Origin of the sequence: Paractinoplanes hotanensis (assembly GCF_023717965.1) — a bacterium.
GTDB classification, from domain to species: domain Bacteria; phylum Actinomycetota; class Actinomycetes; order Mycobacteriales; family Micromonosporaceae; genus Actinoplanes; species Actinoplanes polyasparticus.
This window is the reverse complement of record NZ_JAMQOL010000012.1, coordinates 130,710-152,976: the sequence shown is the minus strand read 5'-3', so window position 1 is coordinate 152,976 and position 22,267 is coordinate 130,710. Positions and strand designations below refer to the sequence as shown.

Below are 22,267 nucleotides of genomic sequence, written 5' to 3'. Positions count from 1 at the left end.
CAGCGACAGGAGTGGAATTGATGAAACACCGCCCACGCATATTCTGGATCGCGGCCGCCGCGGCGGCCGCCACCGTCCTCGCCGGCTGCGGATCCGGCGACGGAGACGCAGTTCAGGCGAATTCGGCGGCGTCCGGCGGCACACCGCTGGCGGTGGTCGCCACGACCCCCGAGGTGGCCGATTTCGTCCGTAACATCGGCGGTTCCGACGTCTCCGTGACGCAGATCATCAAGCCGAATGTCGACCCCCACGACTTCGAGCCCACGCCGGCCGACATTCAGGCCATCGCCTCGGCCAAGGTCGTCGTCAAGAGCGGCGTCGGGCTCGAGGAATGGCTCGACCGCGCGATCGAGGCCTCCGGTTTCAAGGGTCCTGTCGTCGATTCGAGTCAGGGCGTGAAACTGCGCGAGGGCGGTCACCACGAGGAGGAAGGGGAGGAGCACGCCGAGGAGGAGGGCGAAGAACACGCCGAGGAGCACGACCCGCACATCTGGCACAACCCGCGGAACGCCAAGATCATGGTGACCAACATCGAGAAGGGTCTCGCGGCGGCCGACTCGGCCCGGGCCGGCGCGTTCGCCAAGAACCTCGACACGTACGCGACCCAGATCGACAAGCTGGACGCCGACAACGAGGCGGCGTTCGCCAAGCTGCCCGCCGCGGACCGCAAGCTGGTCACCAACCACGACGCTTTCGGCTACTACGTCGACCGGTACCAGCTGGAGTTCGTCGGCTCGGTCATCCCCAGCCTGGACACCTCGGCCGAGCTGTCGGCCAGGCAGCTCAGCGACCTGGTCGCGAAGATCAGGTCGACCGGCACGAAGGCGATCTTCACGGAGAGCTCGCTGCCGCCCAAGACCGCCGAGGCCATCGCCAAGCAGGCCGGCGTCAAGGTGATCGGTGGCGAGGACGCGCTGTTCGGCGACAGCCTGGGCGAGCCGGGGACGCCCGAGGGCACGTATCTGGGGGCCGAGCGGCACAACACCGAGGTCATCGTCTCGGCCCTGGGCGGCTGACATGCAGGCCGCCCTGCGGTACGTGGCGGTGAGTGTCGGCTACGACCGCACGCCGGTGCTCACCGACGTCGACCTCGACCTGCGGCCGGGGCAGCGCCTGGCGCTGGTCGGCCCGAACGGCGCGGGCAAGTCCACGCTGATCAAGTCGGTGCTGGGTCTGGCGCCGATCCTGGCCGGGCGGGCCTCCGTGCTGGGCGCCGATCCCGCCGCGGCTCGCGGCCGGGCCGGATACGTGCCGCAGACCGACACGCTGGACGCCGACTTCCCGGTCAGCGTCCGGCAGGTCGTCATGATGGGCCGCTACCGGCGCATCGGCTGGTGGCGGCCCGCCCGCGCCGCCGACCGCCGCGCGGTCGCCGAGGCTCTGGACCGGGTCGGGCTCGCCGGCCGGGCCGGGCATCGCTTCGGCACCCTGTCCGGCGGTCAGCGGCAGCGGGTGCTGCTCGCCCGGGCCATCGCCGCCGAGCCCCGGCTGCTGTTGCTCGACGAGCCGTTCAACGGTGTCGACGCGGTCAGTCAGGAGGCGATCGTCGCCGTGCTGCGGCAGCTGAGCGCCGAGGGCACCGCCCTGGTGCTCAGCACCCACGATCTCGGTGTGGCCCGCGAGCTGGCCGATCTGGTGTGCCTGGTCAACGGGCGGCAGTGGGCGGTCGGTCCGCCGGGTGAGACGCTCACCGCGGACAAGCTGCGGCTGACGTACGGCGGCCACGCGGTAGACCTGCCCGACGGCCGGATGATGCTGGTCGAGCCGTGATCGAGCCGTTCACGCTGCCGTTCATGGGCCGGGCCCTGATCGAGATCGTGCTGCTCGCCCTGATCTGCGGCCCGGTCAGCGTGTTCGTCTACGCCCGCCGCCTGGCCTTCGTCTCCGACGCGTTGACGCATACCGTCTTCCCGGGTGTGGTGATCGGTTTCGTTGCGGGCGGGCTGGACGGGGTCTTCGTCGGCGCGCTGGTCGCCGGGCTCCTGACGGCGGTGGTGCTGACCGTGCTGACCCGGGGCAACCGGGTGTCCGACGACGCGGCGACCGCTGTGGTGCTGACCGCGATGTTCTCGGTCGGCGTCGTGCTGGTCTCGCGCCGCACCTCGTACACCTCCGATCTGACCGCCTTCCTGTTCGGGCGCCTGCTCACCGTGACGCCGCGGCAGATCGCCGAGACTGCGGTCGTCGCCGTCGTGGTCCTGGTCGCCCTGCTCGTCGGGGCCCGGGCCCTGCTGTTCCGCACGTTCGACCCGGCCGGATCGGCGGCCGCCGGTTTCCGCGTCGGGTGGCTCGACTTGTGGCTCAACGTCGTCGTGGCGCTGGTCGTGGTGGCCGCCGTCCGCGCCGTCGGCACGATCCTGGTGGTCGCCCTGCTGATCGTTCCGGCTGCGGCGGCCCGGATGGTGACCGACCGGCTCGTGGCGATGGCTGTCATCGGGACGCTCCTGATCGCCGGGGCCGGTTACGCGGGACTCCTGGCCAGCTGGACCGCGTCTCTGCATTGCGGCGTCGCCCTGACCTCCGCCTCCTCGATCGTCCTGTTGCTGGTCGCCGCCTACCTGGTGCTGATTCCCGTACGCCTGCTGCGCACCCGGCGCGGCGGGCCGCCCGTTCCGGAGAGGAACTCCGCCCATGAGCTGGTGGGATGACGCCCTGCACCGGGCCACCGCCGAGGTGGTCCTGGCCGGAGCCCTGGCCGGCCTGGTCGGCGTGCAGGTCGTCCTGCGCCGGTTGTCGTTCTTCACGATGGCGCTCACCCACGCCACCTTTCCCGGTGTCGTGCTCGCCTCGATCATCGGCGTCAACATCCTGCTCGGCGGCGTCGTGGCCGGCGGCATCGTCGCGCTCGGCGTGGCGGCGCTGACCCGTCGCCGCGGTCAGGACGCCTCGGCCGCCACCGGGGTCCTGCTGTCGGCCGGGTTCGCACTCGGCGCCGCGCTCGTGGCCACGCAGAGCGGCTTCAGCCGCGACCTGTCCTCGTTCCTGGTCGGATCGATCCTCACCGTCGGCCCGCAGGACCTGGTCACCACGGCCGTCGCGCTGATCGTCGTCGCCGCGGTGCTGGCCGCCGGCGCACGTTCCCTGCTGCTCATCGGCTTCGACCGCGCCGGCGCGCAGGCGGCCGGGATACGCGTCGGCGTTTGGGACGTCGTTCTGCTGCTCACCATCCAGATCGCGGTGGTCACCATGGTTCCGGCGGTGGGAACGATCCTCGCCGTGTCGCTGATCGTCGCCCCCGCCGCGGCAGCCCGGTTGTGGTCGGACCGCCTGCCGGTCGTCACCGCGCTGTCGGTGGGTTTCGCCGTGGGCAGCGGGCTGGCCGGTCTCTGGGCCTCGAGCCGATGGGACGTCGCGGCCGGCGCGAGCATCTCGCTCACCGCGACGGCCGTGCTGGCGGTCTCCTGGCTGCTCGCCCGGGTGCGGACCACCCTTGGCCGGCTTGCTGTCGACGGCGCCGGAGCGCACCCGTGACGGGCATCAACCGAGTCGCGCTCGCCAAGGCCGTCGAGGCTCTGCAGGGCATGGCTTACGAGCACCGCCTGCACATCCTCATCCTGCTGCGGGCCGGCGAGGCCACGCCCACGGAGCTGGCCGAGGCTGTCCCGGCGCACTCCACCGCTGTGTCGCATCATCTGCGCCACCTGATCCACGCCGGCCTGGTGCGCCGCCGACGCGAGGGCCGGCAGGTGTTCTATTCACTACCGGACGAGGCCACCGGCCGGCTGGTCGACGACGTCCTGCGGTACGCCGCCGAATAGGCCCTCGTCACTGCGGCTTCTCGTCGGTGGCGACGAGCCGGAAGCACCGTTCGAACGGGTCGGGCAGGTCGGTCCAGGAGTCCCAGCCGTCGGCCAGTTCGGCGTCGGTGATCAGGCATCGAGTGAGCGCGCGGTGAACGCTGATGCCCCACGTCACGACGCGGCGCCCCGGGAGACTGCCGCCGGCTCCGGCTCGCTGTCGGCCGGGAAGAACCCGGCGAAGGGATCGGGCAGGGCGTGCCAGCCGTCGGCCCCGTCGGCGATCTCGGCGTCGGTGAGCAGGCAGCGCCGGAGCGTCGCGGTCATCGCTTCCACGTCGAGGTCGAGCCCGACGAAGGACAGCGCGGTGGTGCGATCGCCGTAGTAGGGATCCCAGTTCGCGTCGGCGGCCAGCCGGCGCATGTCGCTCGCCTCGCCCCAGCGTTCGCGGGGCAGGCTCGCCAGCCACCGGCCGAGGTTGCCGAGCCGCAGCCCGCTGCCGGACGACTCCCAGCCGATGGCGGCATCGGGCTGGGTGGCGATCCACAGATGGCCGCGGCCGCGCAGGGTCTCGCTCGTCAGATCGTCCAGGACGTCGTGCAGGCGCCGCGGGTGGAACGGCCGCCGGCTGTGGAACAGCATCGCGTTCACGCTGTGCTCGCCGGCCGGGTCGTGGATGCCGATCGGATAGCCCTCCAGGGCCCGCCCCAGCATGCCGGGCACGGCGGGATCGTGCCGGCTGGTGCGCAACAGGCGGGCGGCGAGGGCGGTGCAGTCGACCATGGGAGAGTCCCCGATGCGGACGTGCGCCGCCCAGGGGGCGAGCCGATGCAGCAGCGCGGTGAGCCGGTCACGCTCCAGGACGTCGATCTCCGGGCTGCTCCAGACCACGATCGTGTCGGCGAACTCGACCTGGCGGCTGACCACATCGGCGACCGCGCGATCGTCGTTGGCGGCGGCGTGCCGGTCGCGGTCTCGCAGACCGTCGGTGCTGGTCAGGTCGTCGAGCAGGCCGGCCGCCTCGACCACGGTGACGAAGGAGTCGAGACGCACCGCGTCGGCGCCGGACATCGCGTACGCCGCGGCCACCGCTTCGGGCTCGACGGCCGGGGGCAGCGCCAGGAGCAGATCACTGCCGGGGTGCCGGCGGCTCAGCCGCACCAGCGTCGGTATGACGTCCTCGCGCAGCGTGCAGGACACGCAACCGTGCACCAGCTCGGTGCTGTCGTCCTCGAGGACCTGGTCCGAGGTGCGCACGGTGCGGCGGACGACTCCGTCGCGGACGCCGGTGAGGTCGTGCGCGACGAGGATCAGCGTGGGATCGGTGACCAGCAGGCTGTGGGCCACAGCGTCAGTGGCGGCGGGCGAGAAGCCGGCGAGCACCGTGACGCGGGGTCGGGAGTCGGTCATGTCTCCATCTTGTTGGAAATGGTTTTCATTGTAAAGTCACCGGGGCGAGGCGAACTCCAGGAAAAGATCGCGATCGGCGGCAGCGGCAGCGCGGGCCCACCGCGTTGAGGAAGTGGAGTTGTCGCCGAAACAAGGAGTCGTCCATGTCTGTCCCCCACAGACGCCATCGGGTCAAGGCGCTGGCCGTCGCGGCCGCCGCGGTCATCCTCGCCGGTATCGGCATCGGCGCCGCCCATGCGGCCACCGACCGGGCCCGGCCCCAGCCCGAGAAGGCCGTCGCATCCGGCTGGACGGCGCCGCCCGCGAACGCGACCTTCGACTATCAGATCGGCTCGCCGTACACCCCGCCCGCCGGCGTCACCGTGGTGAGCCGCGACTACACCGCGGCCGCGGCCCCGGGTATCTACAACATCTGCTACATCAACGCCTTCCAGACCCAGGGGGCAGGCGGCGGCGAGGCCTCCCAGGGCTGGTGGGAGTCGAAGGGACTGGTGCTCAAGGACCGCAACGGCAATCCGGTCGAGGACGAGGACTGGGGCGAGTACCTGCTCGACTTCTCGACGGCGGCCAAGCGGACGGCGCTGGCCAGGGCCGTCGGTGGCTTCATGGACAAGTGCGCCGGTAAGGGATTCAAGGCCGTCGAGCTCGACAACCTGGACTCGTTCTCGCGCTCGAACGGCCTCCTGAAGCAGGCCGACGCGATCACCTACGCCAAGCTGCTGGCCGACGCCGCGCACGGCCGGGGCCTGGCCACCGGCCAGAAGAACTTCGTCGAGCTGAGCGCGGCGAACATCAGGACGATCGGCTTCGACTTCGCCGTGGTCGAGCAGTGCGGCGAGTACGACGAATGCGACGTGGTCACCGCCCGGTACGGCGACCGGGTCATCGTGATCGAATACTCCAGCGCCGGCTTCCGCACGGCGTGCTCGGAGTTCGGCAGTAGGTTGTCCATCGTCCTGCGCGACGTCAACGTGACCGCCCCCGGTTCGAGCTCGTACAAGTACAGGACCTGCTGAGCAATCATTCACATGCCGCTACCCCGTCAGATCCCCGGAGCCCCGGCGCGGGCTCCGGGGATCTCCGACGCCCGTACCGGCTCGCCCGACAGCTTCGACGAGTTCGTGCAGACGCGGGGGTGGGCCCTGCTGCGGTTCGCCTACGTGCTGTCGGGTGACTCGTACCTCGGCGAGGACCTCGTTCAGGAGGTGCTAGCCCGGATGCACCGGCGCTGGCCCAAGGTGGCCGCGATGGACAGCCCCGAAGCGTACGTGCGGACGGCGATCGTGCGGCAGTTCCTGTCCTGGCGGCGCCGGCGATCCGCGGGGGAGGCGATTCTGGCCGAGGTGCCCGAGCCGTCCGCCGCCGACGAGCCGCAGCATCGCGTTGTCGTCCGGGACCAGATGTGGCGGCTGCTGGCCGGTCTGCCGCGCTCGCAACGGGCCGTCCTCGTCCTGCGGTTCTACTGCGACCTTCCGGACGAGGACATCGCGGCCCTACTGAATTGCGGCGAGTCCACCGTACGGTCGCAGGCTTCCCGGGCGCTCGGGAAGATGCGCATCATGCTGGCCGAGAAGGGGGCGCGGGGCGATGGATGATCTGGACCGCATGCTCGCCGGCTCGCTGCACGACGCGGCCGGCCGCGCGCCGTCCCCCGAAGGCCTGTTGAACGCCGTACGCCGCAGGTCCGACCGCTATCGCCGCCGCCGGGTCGCCGCCCAGTTGTCCGCGCTGGCGGCCGTGGCCGCGCTCGGCATCCCGGCCGGAATCGTGCTCGCGAACCGGCCCGCCGCCCTGCCCGCGACGGCGACCCGGGAAGTCGTGCGGCTGACCGCCGGGTTCCAGCCGCCGGCGTTCCCCTACACGCTGCCACCGACCGGCGGCATGAAAGCGCCCACCGTCACGCTGCGGGACGGCGACCTGGTGGCCTTGTTCGAAGCGACCGATCAGCGCGACCACGCCGACACCACGGTCACCGTCACGAGCGGGAAGCCCGCATTCGCCACGGCCGCCGCCGAGACGCCGGTTCAGGTGCGGGGGCGCAACGGCCTATTGCGTACGGTCGACGTCCGGCCGGCCGCCCAGCTCACCCTGTACTGGCAGGAGTCCGGACGGTGGATCCAGCTCGCCACCGACGACACCTACACGCCGCAGGAGGTCGTGGCCCTGGCCGACGCGCTGTCCGCCGCGTCCATCGCCGTGCCGCCCCCGTTCCGGCTCGACTACAGCCCGGCCGGCATGGTGGCGGACACGATCTCCCCGTCGACGATGAGCTTCCGCCCGGCCGGCGCGTCACCGGGCTCCGCCGCGTTCAGCGTGGTGCTGCGCAAACCCCGCCCGCTCACCGGCGTCGATCGGACGATCGCCGGGCACGACGCACGGCTCACCCGCGACGCCGGCGTCGTACGCCTGGCCGTCGATGTGACCGACTGGGAAGCGACCCTGGAGATCACCGTCGGTGCGGGACTGACCATCAGCGACGACGACCTGGTGCGCTTCGCCGCCGGCGTACATATCCTGAATCGGTCCGATCCGGAGTGAGTCCGGCCCGGGTGGCGTGCCTATTATCTCTGTCTGACGGCCACCCCATCGAAGGGCTTCCTGATGACCGAACCGAGCATCGACACGAGCCGGCCGAGCAGCGCAAGGGTGTGGAACTACCTGCTGAACGGCAAGGACAACTTCGCCGTCGACCGCGAGCTGGGCGAGGCGCTGCGCTCGGCGAACCCGGCGATCGTCGCCGTCGCCCAGGCCCAGCGCAGGTTCCTCGTGGAGGCGGTCACGCTGTTCGCCGGTGAGGCGGGCATCCGTCAATTCCTGGACATCGGCACCGGCCTGCCGACGGCCAACAACACTCACGAGGTCGCGCAGCGGGTGGCGCCCGAATCGCGGGTCGTGTACGTCGACAACGATCCGCTGGTGCTGGTGCACGCCCGCGCGCTGCTGACGAGTTCCCCCGAGGGCGAGACCGCCTACATCGACTCCGATGTGGAGGACCCCGAGCGGATCCTCCGCGAGGCGGCCGGCACCCTCGACTTCAGCCGGCCGGTGGCGCTGACCATGATCGGCATTCTGGGCAACGTCGCCGACTACGCGCAGGCCCGCTCGATCGTCGCCCGCCTGCTCGATGCCGTGCCGTCGGGCAGCTACCTGGCCGTGAGCGACGGCACGAGCACCAGCGCGCAGAGCGTGGAGAGTCAGCGCGTGGCCAAGCAGAGCGGCCATCCGTACAACCTGCGCACCCCGGAGGAGATCGGCGGCTACTTCGAGGGCCTGGAACTGCTGGAGCCGGGCGTGGTGTCGACCTCGCTGTGGCGGCCGCAGCCGGGAACAGAGCCGGAGGCCCTCGACGTGTACTGCGCGGTCGGCCGCAAGCCCTGACCGTCGCTACGGGCGCCAGATCCAATTCCGCCGTACGTACAGGGGCTTCAGCCCGGCCCGCAGCATGTTCTCGTAGGACGGGTTGAACTGCCCCTCGGCGGGCTGCCCGGTCTCGCCGACGACGAACCGGCAGCCGAGTTCGCACGCCTTCCTGAGCCGGGCTGCGACGAGCGCCCGCTGCCCGCCGCGCCGCTGGAACTCCGGCAGAACGGCACCGGAGTTGAGCGAGCACACCTCGTGCCGATCTGCCGTGGTCGTGGTGCCGCTACCGGGCCGGCCCGCCGTAGCCGTATTCCCTCGGGTCTCGCCGAGTGACGGCTTGTGCGGACATCAAGGCGTCCGGTGGCACCGTCCGCAGAATTGCGGTCGGGGCGTCGGCAAGAATGCCGCTTCCGGACGCCGGCGGGTCCGGCTCATGGCGTTTCCTCCGGCGCGCGAACACCAGCACGAGCGCGCCCAGACCGGCGGCGATCAGGAGCCCGCCCAGCAGGGTGAACAGAAGCAGACCGTTGCCCGGGTCGTCGGTGGTCCCGGTGGTGGCCGGCGGCGCCGCCGCGGGGAAGCTCTCTGTCGCGGGCTCCTCGGTCGCTGCGGGCGGGCTCGCCGCGGCGGTGGGCGACGGTGGCGTCGTGGCGGGGGTGGCCACGGCAGCCAGGACCAGGCGTGCGGTCGCGGTGTCGCCGGCAGCGCCCCGCACGGTCGCGCGGGCGGTGCGATAGCCGTCCTTGGCCGCGACGACCGCGAGGGGACCGGTGACGATCGGCTTGCTGCCGCTCGATCTGATCGAGAATCGGCCACTTCCGTCGCTGGTCGTGCGGTAGGTGTGCCCGGCGCTGTCGCGGACGGTCAGGGTCGCACCACGGATCGCCTTGCCGTCGGCGTCGCGAACCCGGCCGGAGATCCGGCTGACCGCGGACGGCGGCTTCTTCGCGCCACCGACGAGGATCATCTGGTGGTCGAACGCGGTCTGCGTGCCGATCCGCACGCTGACCGCCAGGTTGAGGCCGCTCTGTTCGCCGGAGCGCACCTCGGGGGCGACGACTGTCGCCTCGAAGGTCCGGCTCCGGCCCGGGCCGATGTCGGGAGCCGCGGAACATCCGGCGGTGCATCGCAGGCCGCCGGAGACTGCCACGAACACCTTCTCGGTCCGCTCGTTGTTGTTCGTGGCCCGGAACCGCACACGCACCGACCCGCCGGACGGCACCGTGTCCGACGAAACGCTCTGAATGCTGATAGCCGGAGCGGCCGCCGCCGCGGGCGTCACGGACACCGCGAGTGCCGCCCCGGTCAGCGCGATCGATGCGGCGGCCAGCAAATGCCCGGCACGTGAGCGCGTCGTCACGTCGGACCACCTTCCTCATGACAAGCGACACCGGTCGATGACGTCGCGGAAGACTATGCCGTGTCGCGGACGGGTCGCGTGAACCGGGCGGGCCGCGAGGTCCTGGCCGGGTGATGCCGCGGCGTACGGCGACGCCGAACCTGCCGTCGTACGCTGGGACGATGGCGCGCCCGACCAGCTACGACGTGGCCCGGAGGCCGGTGTCGCGGCCTCGACCGTTTCCCGCGCGTGCGCCCGGCCGGGCCGGGGCAGCGCGCGCACCGCCCGGGCCGTCTTCGAGGCCGCCGAGCGGCTCGGTTACCGCACCGAGCGGCTCGACGGGCGCGGTCCGCCCGCCCCCGGCGACCCGGGCGATCGGCCTGGTCGTCGCCGATGTCACGAATCCGTTCTTCGGCGAGATCTCGACATGAACCACCGGGTGTTCGACGCCTGCGACGCCGTGGTCGGTGAGCAGGTGTGGAACTTCGCCGACTTCGTCACGAAGTCCGGCATCATGCGGGTCGGCGGCAACAAGAAGGGCGTCTTCACCCGCGACCGTCAGCCCAAATCGGCCGCCTTCGCCCTGCGCCGCCGCTGGCGAGCCAAGTCCTGATCGGACGGCGCGGGTGGGCGGATACCGCGGATCGGTCTCGACGACCGGGTCCGCGGTGTCCAGCGCCTCGGCTTCGCCGGCCCGGCGTTGCGCCATCTCGGCCACCGTGGTGCGGAGAGCCTTCTCGGTGATCGCTCCGAGCCGCACCTGCGGCACACCACCGAGTTGATCCGCGGCCGCACGCGGGCATCCGTTTCGGCGGCCGCGGACGCGGGTCGTGCGGACCCCGCCCGGGCATTCGAACCCTCGCTTACGCCGGTTCCTCCTCTCCCGCGCCGGTATCACCCGGCTGGTGATCGCTGTCCGGTTTCGCCGGGGCAGCCTGCGCGCAGGTTGGATTGATACCCTCCGGCTTCAGGTGGGTACCGGAGAAAACTTCGCGATCGCGCCGGCGGTCGCCGTCGTCAACGGAATCACGCCGGCATCAGCCGGTTCGACCGACCGACGAGTGGAAACGGCGATCGGCCCGACAACACGACCGAAAGCGTCTCATGAATACCTTGCACGGGGGAACGGCACGGACGCTCGGCGCGGTGACGGCCGTGCTCGCGGCGCTGGCCGCGATCGTAGTGGCCAGCCTGTCGAACCTGAACGGCGATGTGCGATACGTCCTGGGCGGGCTCGAGACGGCCGGCAAGGGCGGCGTCGGCATCTGGGATGTCTTCGTCTCGCGGCCCCTCGCCTACAAACTGTTCATGGCAGCGATCGACAAGCCCGTCGGCGGACCCTCGTCGGACTCGACGCACCTGGTGATCCGGCTCGAGGCGTACGCCCTGGTCGTCGCCGTCAGCGTGGTGTTGTACCTGGGCGTCCGGCGGGTTGCCGGACGGGCGGCGGCGGCCGGGATCGCGGGCGCCACCGGCCTTTCTCTGCTCATCTCGCCGCCCTGGCACTTCCTCGAGCCCGACTGGGTCGCCGTGCTCGTCGCCGTGCTGGCGGTCGGTGTGGCCTGCGTACCCCGGTGGCCGTGGCTCGGGGCGCTGCTGGCCGGTCCGGCCGCGATGCTGGTCGTGGCGGTCAAGGCTTCCACCTTTCCCATCGCGCTGGTGGCGCTGATCGTCATCGGGATGTTCGACCGGCGCCGCGCCGGCTGGACGACGCTGTCCACAGTGGTCTGGGTCGTGGTCTGGTATGTGGTCAGCCGGCACTTCCTGCCGTGGGAGTGGATCTGGCTGGAGGACCTGGCGTACCTCGTGCACGCCGAGCCGCAGCGGATCTACTGGGACGAACTCGTCAAGCTGCAGGTCGCGATCGGGGACGCGGCAGTGCTGAGCCCAGTCCTGGCGCTGTTCCCGGCGGCCGCGGCAGTGCTCATCCGGCGTGAGACGGGTCGCCGGCGGTGGGCCGGAGCGGCGGTCGCGGTGGTCGCGTTCCTGCTGACCCTGGCACCTGCGTACGGGCAGGGCGAGTTCTTCATGTACCACTTCGCCGCGACTGTCGTGCTCGCCGCGGGGACGTGCGGCGCTGCCTTCGCGCTCAGCCCCGGTTTCCGGCTGCCGCTGTCCGTCATCGCGGTCGTCGTCAGCGGCATCAGCCTCGTCCTGGTGCGCCAGCCCGACTCGTGGCGGCTGGAGCACGCCACGCCGGTCATCTGGGCGTACGAGATCGGCGCGCTGGTCCTCGCCGTCGTCGCCTGGTTCCTCGCCGGCCGGGAGTGGAAGTCGCTGCCGTGGTCCGTCGGCGTGGTCGTCCTCTGCTTCGCGCTGCTTCCGCCCGTGCTGCAGGGTTCTCCGTACGCGTTCAGCACCTACAACCACAGCGCCCTCAACGGCCGGTCGCCCGATGCGGCGCTGGTCGAACTCGGCCAACGGCTCGGCCCGGACACTCCGGTGCTGTACCTGACGTACGGCACCGTCAACCACGCCATGGGCAACCCGACGACCTGCCGGTATCCGTCGCCCATCTGGTTGCAGCGCGGCGCCGGGGACGACCGGATGCGCCTGCGCCCCAGCTACGACGACAACCTGCTCTGCCTGACCGAGGACATCAACGCCCGGTACCTGGTCGTGCAGACCAACTGGTACAGCCGTCCGAAGGCCGCCCCCGACGTGCAGGCGCTGCTCGACGAGCGGTTCGACTGCTCTGCGGCGGCTCAGATACCAGCCCCGCCGCCGGTCATCGTCTGCCCGGCCCGAAGGTAGGCGCTTCGCCGCTCGGCAGTGCGGACGATCAGCAACGCCCACCCGCTGACACGCTTCCGGCGGCCTGCGCCGGAGCGGCCTGATCCGCGCTAGGCGGGGCGGGGCCAGAGGCAGGCGGCGATGATTGCCAGGATCGGCCCGCGGCGCATGCGCGTCGAGGTCCACAGGGCGAGGATCGCGCCGAGCAGCCGGGACCGGCCGGGACCGGCCGGGACCGGCGGTGTCGAGCAGAGTGGCGATGATCTCCGGGCCGCGCTCGCGCCGGTAGGCGTGGGGATAGACCGACAGCCACCGGTGCCGGTCAGGAGGTGACCGACCGGAGTTCACCCAGTGCCGCCGAAGGCTCGCGGTCCTGGCGGTCCTGGCGGTCGTCGCGGCTGAGCACCCAGGTGCCCCGGCCCCCGCGCTTGGCCTCGTACATCGCCGCATCGGCCTGGCGGAGCAGGCCGGCCGTGCTCTGCGGGCCGGTTCCGCGATGCGCGGTGATGCCGACACTGGCCCCGACGACCAGGTCCGTGCCGCGGAAGGCGACCGGCAGGGCCATGTCCCGCAGCACCCGCCCGGCCAACTGGGTCGCTTCCCCGGCAGGCAGGCCCGGGCACAGCAGCACGAACTCGTCGCCACCGAGGCGGGCCACCACGTCGGTGTCGCGGACGACGCCCGACAAACGGTCGGCCACGGTGGTCAGGACCATGTCGCCGGCTTCGTGCCCGTACCGGTCGTTGATCTCCTTGAAACCGTCGAGATCGAGATAGAGAACCGCCACCGGGGCGCCCGGCGCCGACAGCACCCGATCGAGGCGTTCACCCAGCACCGCCCGGTTCGCCAGCCCGGTCAGCGGGTCGTGCTGCGCCTGGTACGCCATCCGGGCCTGAGCGTGTTCCTGCTCGCGCACCGCGATGGTGAACCGGGCCAGCACAAAGGCCGCACACAGGGTGGTGGCCAGCAGCGCGGCGATTTCGGCCCGGCCGAAACCGGCGTGCATCAGCGTGAGGGTGGGCGCGGTCATCAGAGCCAGGCCGAGGAACAGCACCCGGGCGGGGTGCAGGCTCGCCGTGGCATCGCTGGGAGTGGTCAGCTCGGCGCGCCGGGGATGCAGACAGGCGGCTACCAGCCCGGCGTTGCCGAGCAGGATGAGGGGGCCGATCCGCTCGACGACGCTGTAGTCGAGCACGTACGGCAAGGCGTTGTAGCCGATGTCGATCGCCAGGTAGAGCAGCACGGCGCCGAGCAGCAGGCGGGTCGGTGCGGTGCGCGCGCCCGGCGAGAGCGCGACGAACAGGATCCCGGCCAGCAGCACGACGTCGCCGACCGGATAGAGGACGGGCACGACCGTCTCCAGGACCGGGTAGCCCAGCCCGAGCGTCGGCTCGATGAGGAACTGCCATGCCGCCGCCGCGGCCGCGATCGTCATGGCCAGCGCGTCGAGCACCCCGCCCCGCAGCCGGCCGGGTGCGCGGCGGCGGACCATGAGCGTCAGCGCCACCGCCATCAGCGGATACCCGGACAGCCAGAAGGCGTCAGCGAGCCCGACGCTCGGCACGGCCGCGAAGACGTAGTAGTACACCAGCTCGATCGCGTCACCGGTGAGCCACAACGTCTGCGCCAGCGCGATCAGCAACCAGGGACGGCGGGCCGGACCAGGCGGCAACCGCAGGGGCGCCCACCATGCCACCGAACAGACGGCGAGATAGACCGCGGCGTAGAACAGGTCGCCGGGCTTGCTGCCGTAGCCGGCCACACTCGCCGCCACGGCGGCGATGACAACGGTCAGGAAGATCCATGTCGCGCGTACGCCCATGGCCGGTCCGTCGGCGTCCGGCCCACGCACCTGAGGCGATGTGATCCGGACGTCGCCACCGCGGAGCCTGGTGAACCGGAGGCACGGTCTCGACGGCGCAACCGACCGGCACCCATGGCGCAACTGTGCTGCACCGGTGGGACCGGAACGTTGGACTTTCCCCGATCCAGGAGTTCTGCCATGCGTATGCGCCGTCTCGCAGCCGTCGTCGCCCTGGCGACGGCCGCCACTGTTCCCGCCGCCTTGCCCGCACTCGCCGCGTCCGCGAAACCAGCCGCGTCAGCCGCCGCTTCCAAGCCGGCCAAGCCGGCCAAGCCGGCCAAGCCGGCTAAGCCCGCGACCAAGCCGTCCAAGCCCGCGACCAAGCCGTCCAAGCCCGCGACCAAGCCGTCCAAGCCGGCGGCCAAGCCCGCCAAGCCGGCGGCCAAGCCGGCCAAGGTCGCCTTCGCCGCCAACGGCATCGTGACCGCCGTGGCCGGCGACAAGGTCACGATCGCCGTCAAGGGCGGCACCAGCGACGTCAAGGGACGCACCGTCACGGTCACCGTGCCGGCCGGCGCCCGGGTGATCGTCAAGGGCGGACGCAAGAGTGTCGTCGCCATCGCCGTCGGACTCAAGATCACCGTGACCGGCGTCCGGACCGGCACCGTCTACACCGCCGTCAAGGTCCAGACCTCGGGCAAGGCAGCCAAGCCGGCTCCCGTCGTCACCCCGGCTCCCGTCGTCACGCCCAGCCCGTCGGACGAGCCGAGCCCCGTCGTCACCCCGAGTCCCGTCGTCACGCCGAGCCCGTCGGACGCGCCCGCCTCGGACGACGCCCCGGCGGACCAGCCGGCCCCGGAGCCCACCGACCTGCCGGTGGCATCCTGACGTACCCCCGGACCGGACCAGCAACGCGATGCGTCACCGGGCGGGAGGGGAACCTCACCGCCCGGTGATCGCGAAGCTGTCGAAAGCGGCGGCGGCGTTGTAGACGCGCACGCCGGAGGAGCCGGCGGCGTACGTGCCGTCGGTGACCGTGATTTTCGGGGTGGTCATGTCGTCGACGAACACCTTCAGCGATGTGCCCACCGCCTCGACCCGCAGGTGGTATCGCGTGCCGGGGGTGACGGTCAGGGACGCGGCGCCCAACCGGGTCCAGTTGTTGTTCGCCTTGCCCAGGACGACCTGGCCCGCCGGCGAGATGCCCGCGTAGTAGCCGCGGTAGCTGTCGGCGCCGACGGTGGGGGAGGTCGCCCGGAAGACCAGGCCGGCGTCGCCTCCGGTCGAGGTGACCGTGACGTCGGCGTCGTAGACCGCGTTGGCGTGGTTGTCGGTCAGCAGCGACTTGCCGCCGTAGGAGTGCTGGGCCCGGTACTGCCCGCCGGTGGCCGTCCAGGAGCCGCCGTAGGTCTTCCAGCCGATCGCGTTGTTGTCGTCGAAGTTGTCCTTGACGAGCATGGCGACCCGCTGGATGGTGCCGTCGGCGTTGAAGTTCATCCGGTCGTACGCCAGATAGCGCGCGTTGCCGTCGGTCTCGCCCAGCGGCCGGCGGTGGTAGAAGGTGTACCAGGTCCCGGTGCCCGGAATGTTCAGGACCGAGTTGTGGCCCGCGCCGCGCGCGACCGTGGCGTCCTGCGCGAGGATCCGGTCGAGGCGCTGGAACGGGCCGATGGGGGAGTCGGACATCGCGTACGCGACGGAGTAGTCCGGACCGGTCCAGCCGCCCTCGGACCACATCAGGTAGTACTTGCCGTTGCGCTTGAGCATCTGCGGTCCCTCGACGTACCCGGCCGGGGTGATCTCCTTGTAGACGGTGCCGTCTCCGAATGTGCCGAGGCTCGTCATGTCGCGGTTGAGCCGGGCGACGTTGGCGTGGCCGTGGCCGCCGTAGTAGATGTACGCCTGCCCGTCGTCGTCGATGAACACGTCCTGGTCGATCGGTTGCGCGCCGTTGACGAACCGGTCGATGAGCGGCCGGCCGATGGCGTCCACGTACGGACCCTCCGGCCGGTCCGCGACCGCGACGCCGATGCCACCGAGCTCGGCGTTGTTCTGGATGTCGTTCGCCGCGAAGTAGAGGTAGTACCGGCCGTCGCGCTGGATCGGCGCGGGCGCCCAGACCGCCTCCTTCGCCCACGAGACGTTCGTGGTGGTCAGCACGTTCGGGTGCCGGGTCCAGGTGACGAGGTCGGCGGAGGAGAAGGCGTCCAGGTACGTCTGCTCGGCGTAGCTGCGCGAGGCGGTGGGGAAGACCCAGTACCGGTCGTTGTAGATCGCCACGTCCGGGTCGGCGTACCGGCCGTCGACGAAGGGGTTGCCCGCCTCGGCCGTCGTGTAGGTGGGCGGGGCCGCCACGGGGGCGGGCGCGACGAGCAGGGCGACCAAGACTGCGGCGACTGTGTGCACGGCTATCCCATCGACGTATCCCGATGAATGGTGAGGATTGTTTACTTGTGTTCGGCCGTGTGGTCAAGGGATACGGCGCGAACTTTGGTCTCTGCCGTCAAAAGAACGTCGACTGCCGGAGAAAGTGCCCGTTCTTGACGTGGGGAAGATGAAGCAGCCCTCTGCTCATCGTCGGAGCCTTCGCCATCGGCGTGCGCACCGGTCACCGGCGCGGACAGGGCGTCAGCCGCCGCCGAAACGCTGAGCATTCCTGAGCCGAACGGTCGGGATGCGGTGACGGGTCAGTGACCCTAGGCTGCTGCCGTGCCCGATGCCCCGGCCCCGCAGCGGCTGACCAAGAGAACGCTCGTCACCATCTCCCACGCGCTGGAACGGGCGGCGCTCGCGGCCGCCGAGGACGGGCCGATGGTGGTGTTCGCGTTGTTCCAGCGGCTGCCCTACTTCGAACGCGAACGCCAGGTCTACGAGCGGATCGCGAGCCGGGCCGCGGCGACGGTGGTGGGCCTGGTCGCGGCGCAGGCGCCACAGCTGCCGGCCGGCACGTATCCGGTGCTGCTCGACGAGAAGGAGGAGTTGGCGCGGGAGTGGTCTGTCGTCGTGCTGACGCCCAGGTTCGGCGCGGTGCTGGTGGCTCACGACCTCGAAGAGTTCCAGGCGGGCGCCGCGACGCTCGAAAGTGGACGGCTCTTCGAGGGCCGTTCGAGCTTCCGCCGGGACGAGGCGTTGCACGAGGCGCTCCGCCTGCGTCATCAACTCGGCGACCGGCTGTCGCCGCAGGCTCTGTCCGCCGTGGACGGTGTGGTCGCCCGGGTCCGTGACCTGCCGGCGACGCCGGGCGAGAGCCGGACCGATGCGGCCCTCCAGCTGTTCGCCGCCCGGGCCGAGCAGGACCACACCCGTCTGCGGTCCGGCGCCCACCGTGCCGGGCCGGACGCACAGCGGGAATCCGGCGGGCGCGTCGACCCGGCGGACAGCCCGGCGATGCGGCAGTGGACGGGCGCGACCGGTGTCACGGCCTCCGGTGTGCTCGCGGTGGCGGTGCTGGCCGTCCGGGTCAGGCACGCGGAAAGCCAGGAGGGCCCGATCGGGCGTACGGCCACCCGGCAGCAGCAGGCCGCGGTCGAGCTGCTGCTGGCCCGGCTGCGACCGGCGGACAGGGCGACAAGGACCGGCCCGGACGACTTCCGGCTGTACCTGCCGGCGCTCGGGACCGAGGAGGCGGTGGCCTTCGCGTACGGGCTCATCGCCGATTTTCAAGCCGCCCAAGCGCGCAGCGCGTTTCTCTCCGCAACGGTGACCGTCGCACTGACCGTCACCCGCCGTCGGCCCCTGCCCGAGGACGAGCTGCGGAAGGCCCTGGACTGGGCCGTTACCCGCAATGCTCCGGTGGTGACCATCGCGGAGGAGTGATCATGGCCCCCTAGCTGCTTGAACTCCCGGATTCGTGCCACCCGGCCCGGCCTTATCCCGGCCTTATCGCCCCTCGATCACCGTGTTTGTCGTGAACTTCGCGACCGAGGGAGCCGCATGAGCGTCGATGTCACACCGTTGCTGTCCGTAGTTGTCCCCGTCTTCAACGAGCAGGATGTGCTGCCGCTGTTCGCCCAGCGGCTGCGTCCCGTGCTCGACGGCCTCGACGGGTCCTACGAGGTGCTGACCGTCGACGACGGCAGTCACGACGCCACGCCGGCCGTGCTGGAACGGATGCGCCGCGACTGGCCGCAGCTCCGGATCGTGCGGCTGCGCCGCAACGCCGGCCATCAGAACGCGCTCACCGCGGGCCTGCATCGCGCCCGCGGCCGATACGTGGTCAGCATCGACGTCGACCTGCAGGACCCGCCCGAGGTCATCGGCGACATGCTGACGCTGGCCCGGACCTCGAATCTCGATGTCGTGCACGGTGTGCGGACCGATCGCAGCACCGACAGCCTGTTCAAGCGGGGGACGGCGGGGTTGTACTACCGGCTGGTCCGGCGGGTGGTCGGGACCGCTGTGCCGCACAACGCGGGGGACTTCCGTCTGCTCAGCCGCACCGCCGTGGACGCCCTGACCGAGCTGCCGGAGCATCGTCCTGTCTACCGCCTGCTCGTGCCGTGGCTGGGCCTGCCGAGCGGGGAGGTGCCGTACGCCCGGGCGAGGCGCGCGGCCGGCCGCTCCAAGTATCCGCTGGCCAAGATGGTCAGGCTGGCGCTCGACAGCATCACCGGGTTCTCGGCCGCTCCGCTGCGGGTAGCTACCTGGCTGGGCTGCGCGGGCATCGCCCTCTGCGTCGTGCTGGGCGCGACCGTCCTTGCGGCGTACCTGTGGGGCAGCGTGGTGCCCGGGTGGACGTCGATGTTTGTCGCGCTGGTCTTCCTCGGCGCCCTGCAGTTGCTGTGCCTGGGGCTGCTCGGGGAGTACGTCGCTCGCATCTTCACCTCGATCCAGGGCCGGCCGGCGTACGTCGTGACCTTCGATTCCGCCGTGACGAGCGCCCGTCGCCCGGCCGGGATGCCGTCGTGACCGTTCTCGCCGTCGCTGCCGAGCCGGACCTGGATCTTCCGGCGAATGTCCGTGTCCGCCGTCCGTGGCGTTCGGCGTGTCTGGCCGCGCTGGCGGTGTGGTCGACCTCGGTCGTGGTGCACCTGGCGGTGAGCGCCCTCGCGTGGCTGACCTACCGGGGAAACGGCCCGGCTCCCGGGCTGTGGTCGATCGCCCTGAGCTGGAACGGGTGGGACGCCGGCCACTACGTGCGGATCGCCGAGAGCGGCTACCACCTGGGCCCGGGCTTCCCGGCGTTCTTCCCGCTGTACCCGATGCTGATCCAGGTGCTCGACCCGGTGCTGCCGGGCAGCGGTGTGGTCAGCGCCCTGGTGGTGGCCCATGCCGCCGCGTTCGGCGCCCTCGCTGTGCTGTACCGGCTGGCCGACTACGAGTTCGGGCCGCGGGTCGCCCAGCGGACCGCCTGGTACCTGGCCGCCTTCCCGATGGGGTTCTTCCTGTTCCTCGGCTACAACGAGTCGCTGTTCCTGCTGCTGATGGTGGGTGCGTTGTATGCCGGGCGTCGCGGGCACTGGTGGCTGGCCGGCGCACTGGGCGCGCTGTCGTCGGCGACCCGGCTGTTCGGCGTGCTGCTGATCGCCCCGCTGGCCGTGGAGTACCTGCGCCAGGTCGGCTGGCGGCCGAGCCGGCTCCGGCCGGACGTGCTGGGACTGGCCCTGGTGCCGCTCGGGGTGGCCGGCTACAGCCTCTACTGCCTGGTGGAGTTCGGCAACCCGCTCCAGTTCAGCGTCGCCCAGGACCAGTGGGGGCGGCGGTACACGTTTCCGGGCGGGGCGTGGCTGATCTCGGTCCGGCAGGCCGCCGGGCACGGGCCGCTCGACAAGGCGACCCTCGGCGCGGTCCTGGAGGCCGGCACGATCCTGATCGCCGTGGTGCTGCTGATCCTGTGCGTCAAGGGCCCGTTCAAGTTCCGGCCCGACCAGAGGTATCTGGTGGCGCAGGCCGGGATCACCCTCGTCATGCTGATGTCGACCGAGGTCGGGGGCCGCTCGATGCAGTCGTCGGCGCGCTACGCGATGGAGGCCGTGGCGATTTTCCTGGTGCTGGCCCGCATGGGCGCCAACCAGATGGCCGACCGGGCGATCCTCATGACCGGGGCGGCCCTGCAGGCCGTCTTCCTGGTCGTCTTCATGGCCGGCGCCTTCCTGGTGGCTTGACACCAGTCACCAAGGGCGTGACCTTATCGCCGCCTTATACCGATCATGGCAGCATGGCCCGCGTGCGAGTACTGGTGGCGGATGACGAGCGGCTGCTGGCCGACACGATCGCCGTGGGTCTGCGGCGCGTGGCCATGGCGGTCGACGTGGCCTACGACGGCGGGCAGGCGATCGAGAAGATCCAGGTCAATCGGTACGACGTCGCGGTGCTCGACCGCGACATGCCCGCGGAGACCGGCGACGACGTGTGCCGCTGGATCGCCGAGCACCGGCTCGCGACGCGGGTGCTGCTGCTCACCGCGGCGTGCGGCGTCTACGACCGGGTGGAAGGACTCGGGCTGGGCGCTGACGACTACCTGACCAAGCCGTTCGCCTTCGCCGAGCTGGTCGCCCGGGTGCAGGCGCTGGCCCGGCGCACCGCCCCGGCGCTGCCGCCCGTCCTCGAACGCGACGGGATCGTGCTGGACGTGGCGACCCGGACCGCGAGCCGTGACGGCCACCCGCTGGCGCTGACCAACAAGGAGTTCGGCGTGCTGCACACGCTGATGCGCGCCCAGGGACAGGCGGTCACCACCGAGGACCTGCTCGAGCAGGTGTGGGACGAGCATGCCGATCCGTTCAGCAACGTGGTCCGGGTGACCGTCTCCACGCTGCGCCGCAAGCTCGGCGAACCGCAGGTCGTGCAGACGGTGCCGCGGGCGGGCTACCGCATCGGGCTGCCTTGATGGGCCTCCGCGCGCGGGTCACGGTGGCCGCGTTCGCCGTGGTGACCTGGGTCTTCGTCGCCCAGTTCATCTACATGAACTCGCCGTGGAGCCTGCCTTCCTACGCCCCCTGCTACGACGACGACGTCGACGGCATGGCGTGCCGGATCACCCGCAAGATCCCGATCGACGGGCTCCCGCTGTACGGCCTCGTGCTGGTGGCCACCGTGCCGCTCGCGCTGCCGCTGGTGTGGTGGGTGCTGGCGCCGGTACGCCGGGTGCTGCCGGTCATCGCCCAGGTCGGTCCGCAGAACCTCGGTCACCGGATCCGCCCGGGCCGCGGCCGGGACGAGATGAAGCGGCTGGGCCGGGCGCTCGACACGATGATGGACGGCATCGCCGCCGGCTACGAGGGCCAGCGCAGCTTCGCCGCGAACGCCTCCCACGAACTGCGCACCCCGCTGGCCCTGCAACGCACGCTGATCGAGGTCGGCATGGCCGAGCCGCTCACACCGGAGCAGTCGGCCATGCTCGCGAGTCAGCTGCTGGAGACCAACGCCCGCAACGAGCGCCTCATCGAGGGCCTGCTGGTGCTCAGCCAGGCCGATCAGGGCCTGGCCGCGCGGACTTGGCAGCGCCTCGACCGCATCGCCGCCGACGTGGTCGACGCGCACGCCCGGGCCGCCGCGGACGCCGACGTGAAGATCACCGTCGAGGGCGGCCCGTATGACGTCGTCGGCGATGGTGTGCTGCTGGAGCGCCTGGTCCGCAACCTCGTCCACAACGCGATCAAGTACAACCGCCCCGGCGGCACGGTGGTCGTCACGGTCGGCGCGGCCGGCGTCGCGCTCGCCGTCGAGAACAGCGGCCCGCTGGTGCCGGCCGAGGATGTGGCGCGGCTGTTCGAGCCGTTCACCCGCCTCGCCACCGGGCGCATCGACCACAGCGGCGGCAGCGGGCTCGGCCTGGCGATAGCCCGCTCGATCGTCCGGGCCCACGGCGGCACGATCGCGGCGACGGCGCAGGCTGACGGCGGTCTGAGCGTCCGCGTCAGCCTGCCCCGGGCAGGGTGACGG

Annotated in this window: 23 protein-coding genes; 17 read left to right on the top strand and 6 right to left on the bottom strand. The window is 71.3% G+C overall.

Going from position 1 to position 22,267, the window contains the following annotated elements:
- Positions 1-20 precede the first annotated feature (20 nt).
- The 5 genes from LXN57_RS10545 to LXN57_RS10525 are packed head-to-tail and all read left to right on the top strand — an operon-like array spanning position 21 to position 3,758.
- Positions 21-1,016, top strand: a complete 996-nt coding sequence (locus LXN57_RS10545; protein ID WP_251797853.1) for a metal ABC transporter substrate-binding protein — start codon at positions 21-23, stop codon at positions 1,014-1,016.
- A 1-nt stretch (position 1,017) separates the two neighbouring features.
- Positions 1,018-1,770, top strand: coding sequence for a metal ABC transporter ATP-binding protein (locus LXN57_RS10540; RefSeq protein ID WP_251797852.1), 753 nt, complete (start codon positions 1,018-1,020; stop codon positions 1,768-1,770).
- The gene (locus LXN57_RS10535; RefSeq protein ID WP_251797851.1) at positions 1,767-2,648 is read left to right on the top strand and encodes a metal ABC transporter permease; all 882 of its coding nucleotides are present in this window, start codon (positions 1,767-1,769) and stop codon (positions 2,646-2,648) included. Before LXN57_RS10540 ends, LXN57_RS10535 begins: the two co-directional genes overlap by 4 nt.
- Positions 2,632-3,471 carry a metal ABC transporter permease gene (locus LXN57_RS10530; RefSeq protein ID WP_251797850.1) on the top strand — a complete coding sequence of 280 codons (840 nt, stop codon included), beginning with the start codon at positions 2,632-2,634 and terminating at the stop codon, positions 3,469-3,471. The genes LXN57_RS10535 and LXN57_RS10530 overlap by 17 nt, the downstream gene beginning before the upstream one ends.
- Positions 3,468-3,758 (top strand): ArsR/SmtB family transcription factor, encoded by a 291-nt coding sequence (locus LXN57_RS10525; RefSeq protein WP_251797849.1) that lies wholly within the window; start codon positions 3,468-3,470, stop codon positions 3,756-3,758. Before LXN57_RS10530 ends, LXN57_RS10525 begins: the two co-directional genes overlap by 4 nt.
- Before the next feature lie 7 nt (positions 3,759-3,765).
- On the opposite strand, the gene LXN57_RS10520 is transcribed toward LXN57_RS10525, so the two are convergent.
- The gene (locus LXN57_RS10520) at positions 3,766-3,915 is read right to left on the bottom strand and encodes a hypothetical protein (RefSeq protein WP_251797848.1); all 150 of its coding nucleotides are present in this window, start codon (positions 3,913-3,915) and stop codon (positions 3,766-3,768) included.
- The gene (locus LXN57_RS10515) at positions 3,912-5,147 is read right to left on the bottom strand and encodes a CobW family GTP-binding protein (protein WP_251797847.1); all 1,236 of its coding nucleotides are present in this window, start codon (positions 5,145-5,147) and stop codon (positions 3,912-3,914) included. Before LXN57_RS10515 ends, LXN57_RS10520 begins: the two co-directional genes overlap by 4 nt.
- A 143-nt stretch (positions 5,148-5,290) precedes the next feature.
- Between LXN57_RS10515 and LXN57_RS10510 the strand changes: the two genes are divergently transcribed.
- From LXN57_RS10510 to LXN57_RS10495, 4 genes are all read left to right on the top strand, one after another.
- On the top strand, positions 5,291-6,163 hold the full coding sequence (locus LXN57_RS10510; protein ID WP_251797846.1) for an endo alpha-1,4 polygalactosaminidase: 873 nt from the start codon (positions 5,291-5,293) through the stop codon (positions 6,161-6,163).
- 12 nt (positions 6,164-6,175) lie between these two features.
- Positions 6,176-6,742 (top strand): SigE family RNA polymerase sigma factor, encoded by a 567-nt coding sequence (locus LXN57_RS10505; protein ID WP_251797845.1) that lies wholly within the window; start codon positions 6,176-6,178, stop codon positions 6,740-6,742.
- Positions 6,735-7,685, top strand: a complete 951-nt coding sequence (locus LXN57_RS10500; protein ID WP_251797844.1) for a hypothetical protein — start codon at positions 6,735-6,737, stop codon at positions 7,683-7,685. Before LXN57_RS10505 ends, LXN57_RS10500 begins: the two co-directional genes overlap by 8 nt.
- A gap of 63 nt (positions 7,686-7,748) precedes the next feature.
- Positions 7,749-8,525, top strand: coding sequence for an SAM-dependent methyltransferase (locus tag LXN57_RS10495; protein WP_251797843.1), 777 nt, complete (start codon positions 7,749-7,751; stop codon positions 8,523-8,525).
- A gap of 6 nt (positions 8,526-8,531) precedes the next feature.
- Here the strand turns inward: LXN57_RS10495 and LXN57_RS10490 are convergent, their stop codons facing one another.
- Together LXN57_RS10490 and LXN57_RS10485 are read right to left on the bottom strand one after the other, a co-directional pair.
- The gene (locus tag LXN57_RS10490) at positions 8,532-8,759 is read right to left on the bottom strand and encodes a GNAT family N-acetyltransferase (RefSeq protein ID WP_251797842.1); all 228 of its coding nucleotides are present in this window, start codon (positions 8,757-8,759) and stop codon (positions 8,532-8,534) included.
- A 31-nt stretch (positions 8,760-8,790) separates the two neighbouring features.
- Positions 8,791-9,867 carry a carboxypeptidase-like regulatory domain-containing protein gene (locus tag LXN57_RS10485; RefSeq protein WP_251797841.1) on the bottom strand — a complete coding sequence of 359 codons (1,077 nt, stop codon included), beginning with the start codon at positions 9,865-9,867 and terminating at the stop codon, positions 8,791-8,793.
- Positions 9,868-10,273: 406 nt separating this feature from the next.
- Between LXN57_RS10485 and LXN57_RS10480 the strand changes: the two genes are divergently transcribed.
- Positions 10,274-10,459 (top strand): glycoside hydrolase family 2 TIM barrel-domain containing protein, encoded by a 186-nt coding sequence (locus tag LXN57_RS10480; protein ID WP_251797840.1) that lies wholly within the window; start codon positions 10,274-10,276, stop codon positions 10,457-10,459.
- A gap of 533 nt (positions 10,460-10,992) precedes the next feature.
- Positions 10,993-12,600 carry a hypothetical protein gene (locus LXN57_RS10475; RefSeq protein WP_251797839.1) on the top strand — a complete coding sequence of 536 codons (1,608 nt, stop codon included), beginning with the start codon at positions 10,993-10,995 and terminating at the stop codon, positions 12,598-12,600.
- 301 nt (positions 12,601-12,901) lie between these two features.
- Here the strand turns inward: LXN57_RS10475 and LXN57_RS10470 are convergent, their stop codons facing one another.
- Positions 12,902-14,431: a GGDEF domain-containing protein gene (locus LXN57_RS10470; protein WP_251797838.1), complete on the bottom strand. Its 1,530-nt coding sequence runs from the start codon at positions 14,429-14,431 to the stop codon at positions 12,902-12,904.
- A 150-nt stretch (positions 14,432-14,581) separates the two neighbouring features.
- Here LXN57_RS10470 and LXN57_RS10465 point away from each other — a divergent pair, with 150 nt between their 5' ends.
- On the top strand, positions 14,582-15,271 hold the full coding sequence (locus LXN57_RS10465; RefSeq protein WP_251797837.1) for a hypothetical protein: 690 nt from the start codon (positions 14,582-14,584) through the stop codon (positions 15,269-15,271).
- Between the two features lie 54 nt (positions 15,272-15,325).
- Here LXN57_RS10465 and LXN57_RS10460 read toward each other — a convergent pair whose 3' ends face one another.
- Positions 15,326-16,789 carry a family 43 glycosylhydrolase gene (locus LXN57_RS10460; protein ID WP_251797836.1) on the bottom strand — a complete coding sequence of 488 codons (1,464 nt, stop codon included), beginning with the start codon at positions 16,787-16,789 and terminating at the stop codon, positions 15,326-15,328.
- 303 nt (positions 16,790-17,092) lie between these two features.
- On the opposite strand from LXN57_RS10460, the gene LXN57_RS10455 reads away from it, so the two are divergent.
- The 5 genes from LXN57_RS10455 to LXN57_RS10435 all read left to right on the top strand — a co-directional run bounded on the left by LXN57_RS10455 (position 17,093) and on the right by LXN57_RS10435 (position 22,264).
- Positions 17,093-18,199 carry a DICT sensory domain-containing protein gene (locus LXN57_RS10455; RefSeq protein ID WP_251797835.1) on the top strand — a complete coding sequence of 369 codons (1,107 nt, stop codon included), beginning with the start codon at positions 17,093-17,095 and terminating at the stop codon, positions 18,197-18,199.
- A 117-nt stretch (positions 18,200-18,316) separates the two neighbouring features.
- The gene (locus LXN57_RS10450) at positions 18,317-19,291 is read left to right on the top strand and encodes a glycosyltransferase family 2 protein (RefSeq protein ID WP_251797834.1); all 975 of its coding nucleotides are present in this window, start codon (positions 18,317-18,319) and stop codon (positions 19,289-19,291) included.
- Complete coding sequence (locus LXN57_RS10445) at positions 19,288-20,487, top strand: mannosyltransferase family protein (protein ID WP_251797833.1); 1,200 nt, start codon at positions 19,288-19,290, stop codon at positions 20,485-20,487. Before LXN57_RS10450 ends, LXN57_RS10445 begins: the two co-directional genes overlap by 4 nt.
- A 62-nt stretch (positions 20,488-20,549) precedes the next feature.
- A complete protein-coding gene (locus tag LXN57_RS10440; RefSeq protein ID WP_251797898.1) occupies positions 20,550-21,212 on the top strand; it encodes a response regulator transcription factor in 663 nt (220 codons plus the stop codon).
- On the top strand, positions 21,212-22,264 hold the full coding sequence (locus LXN57_RS10435) for a sensor histidine kinase (RefSeq protein WP_251797832.1): 1,053 nt from the start codon (positions 21,212-21,214) through the stop codon (positions 22,262-22,264). Before LXN57_RS10440 ends, LXN57_RS10435 begins: the two co-directional genes overlap by 1 nt.
- Positions 22,265-22,267: the final 3 nt, after the last annotated feature.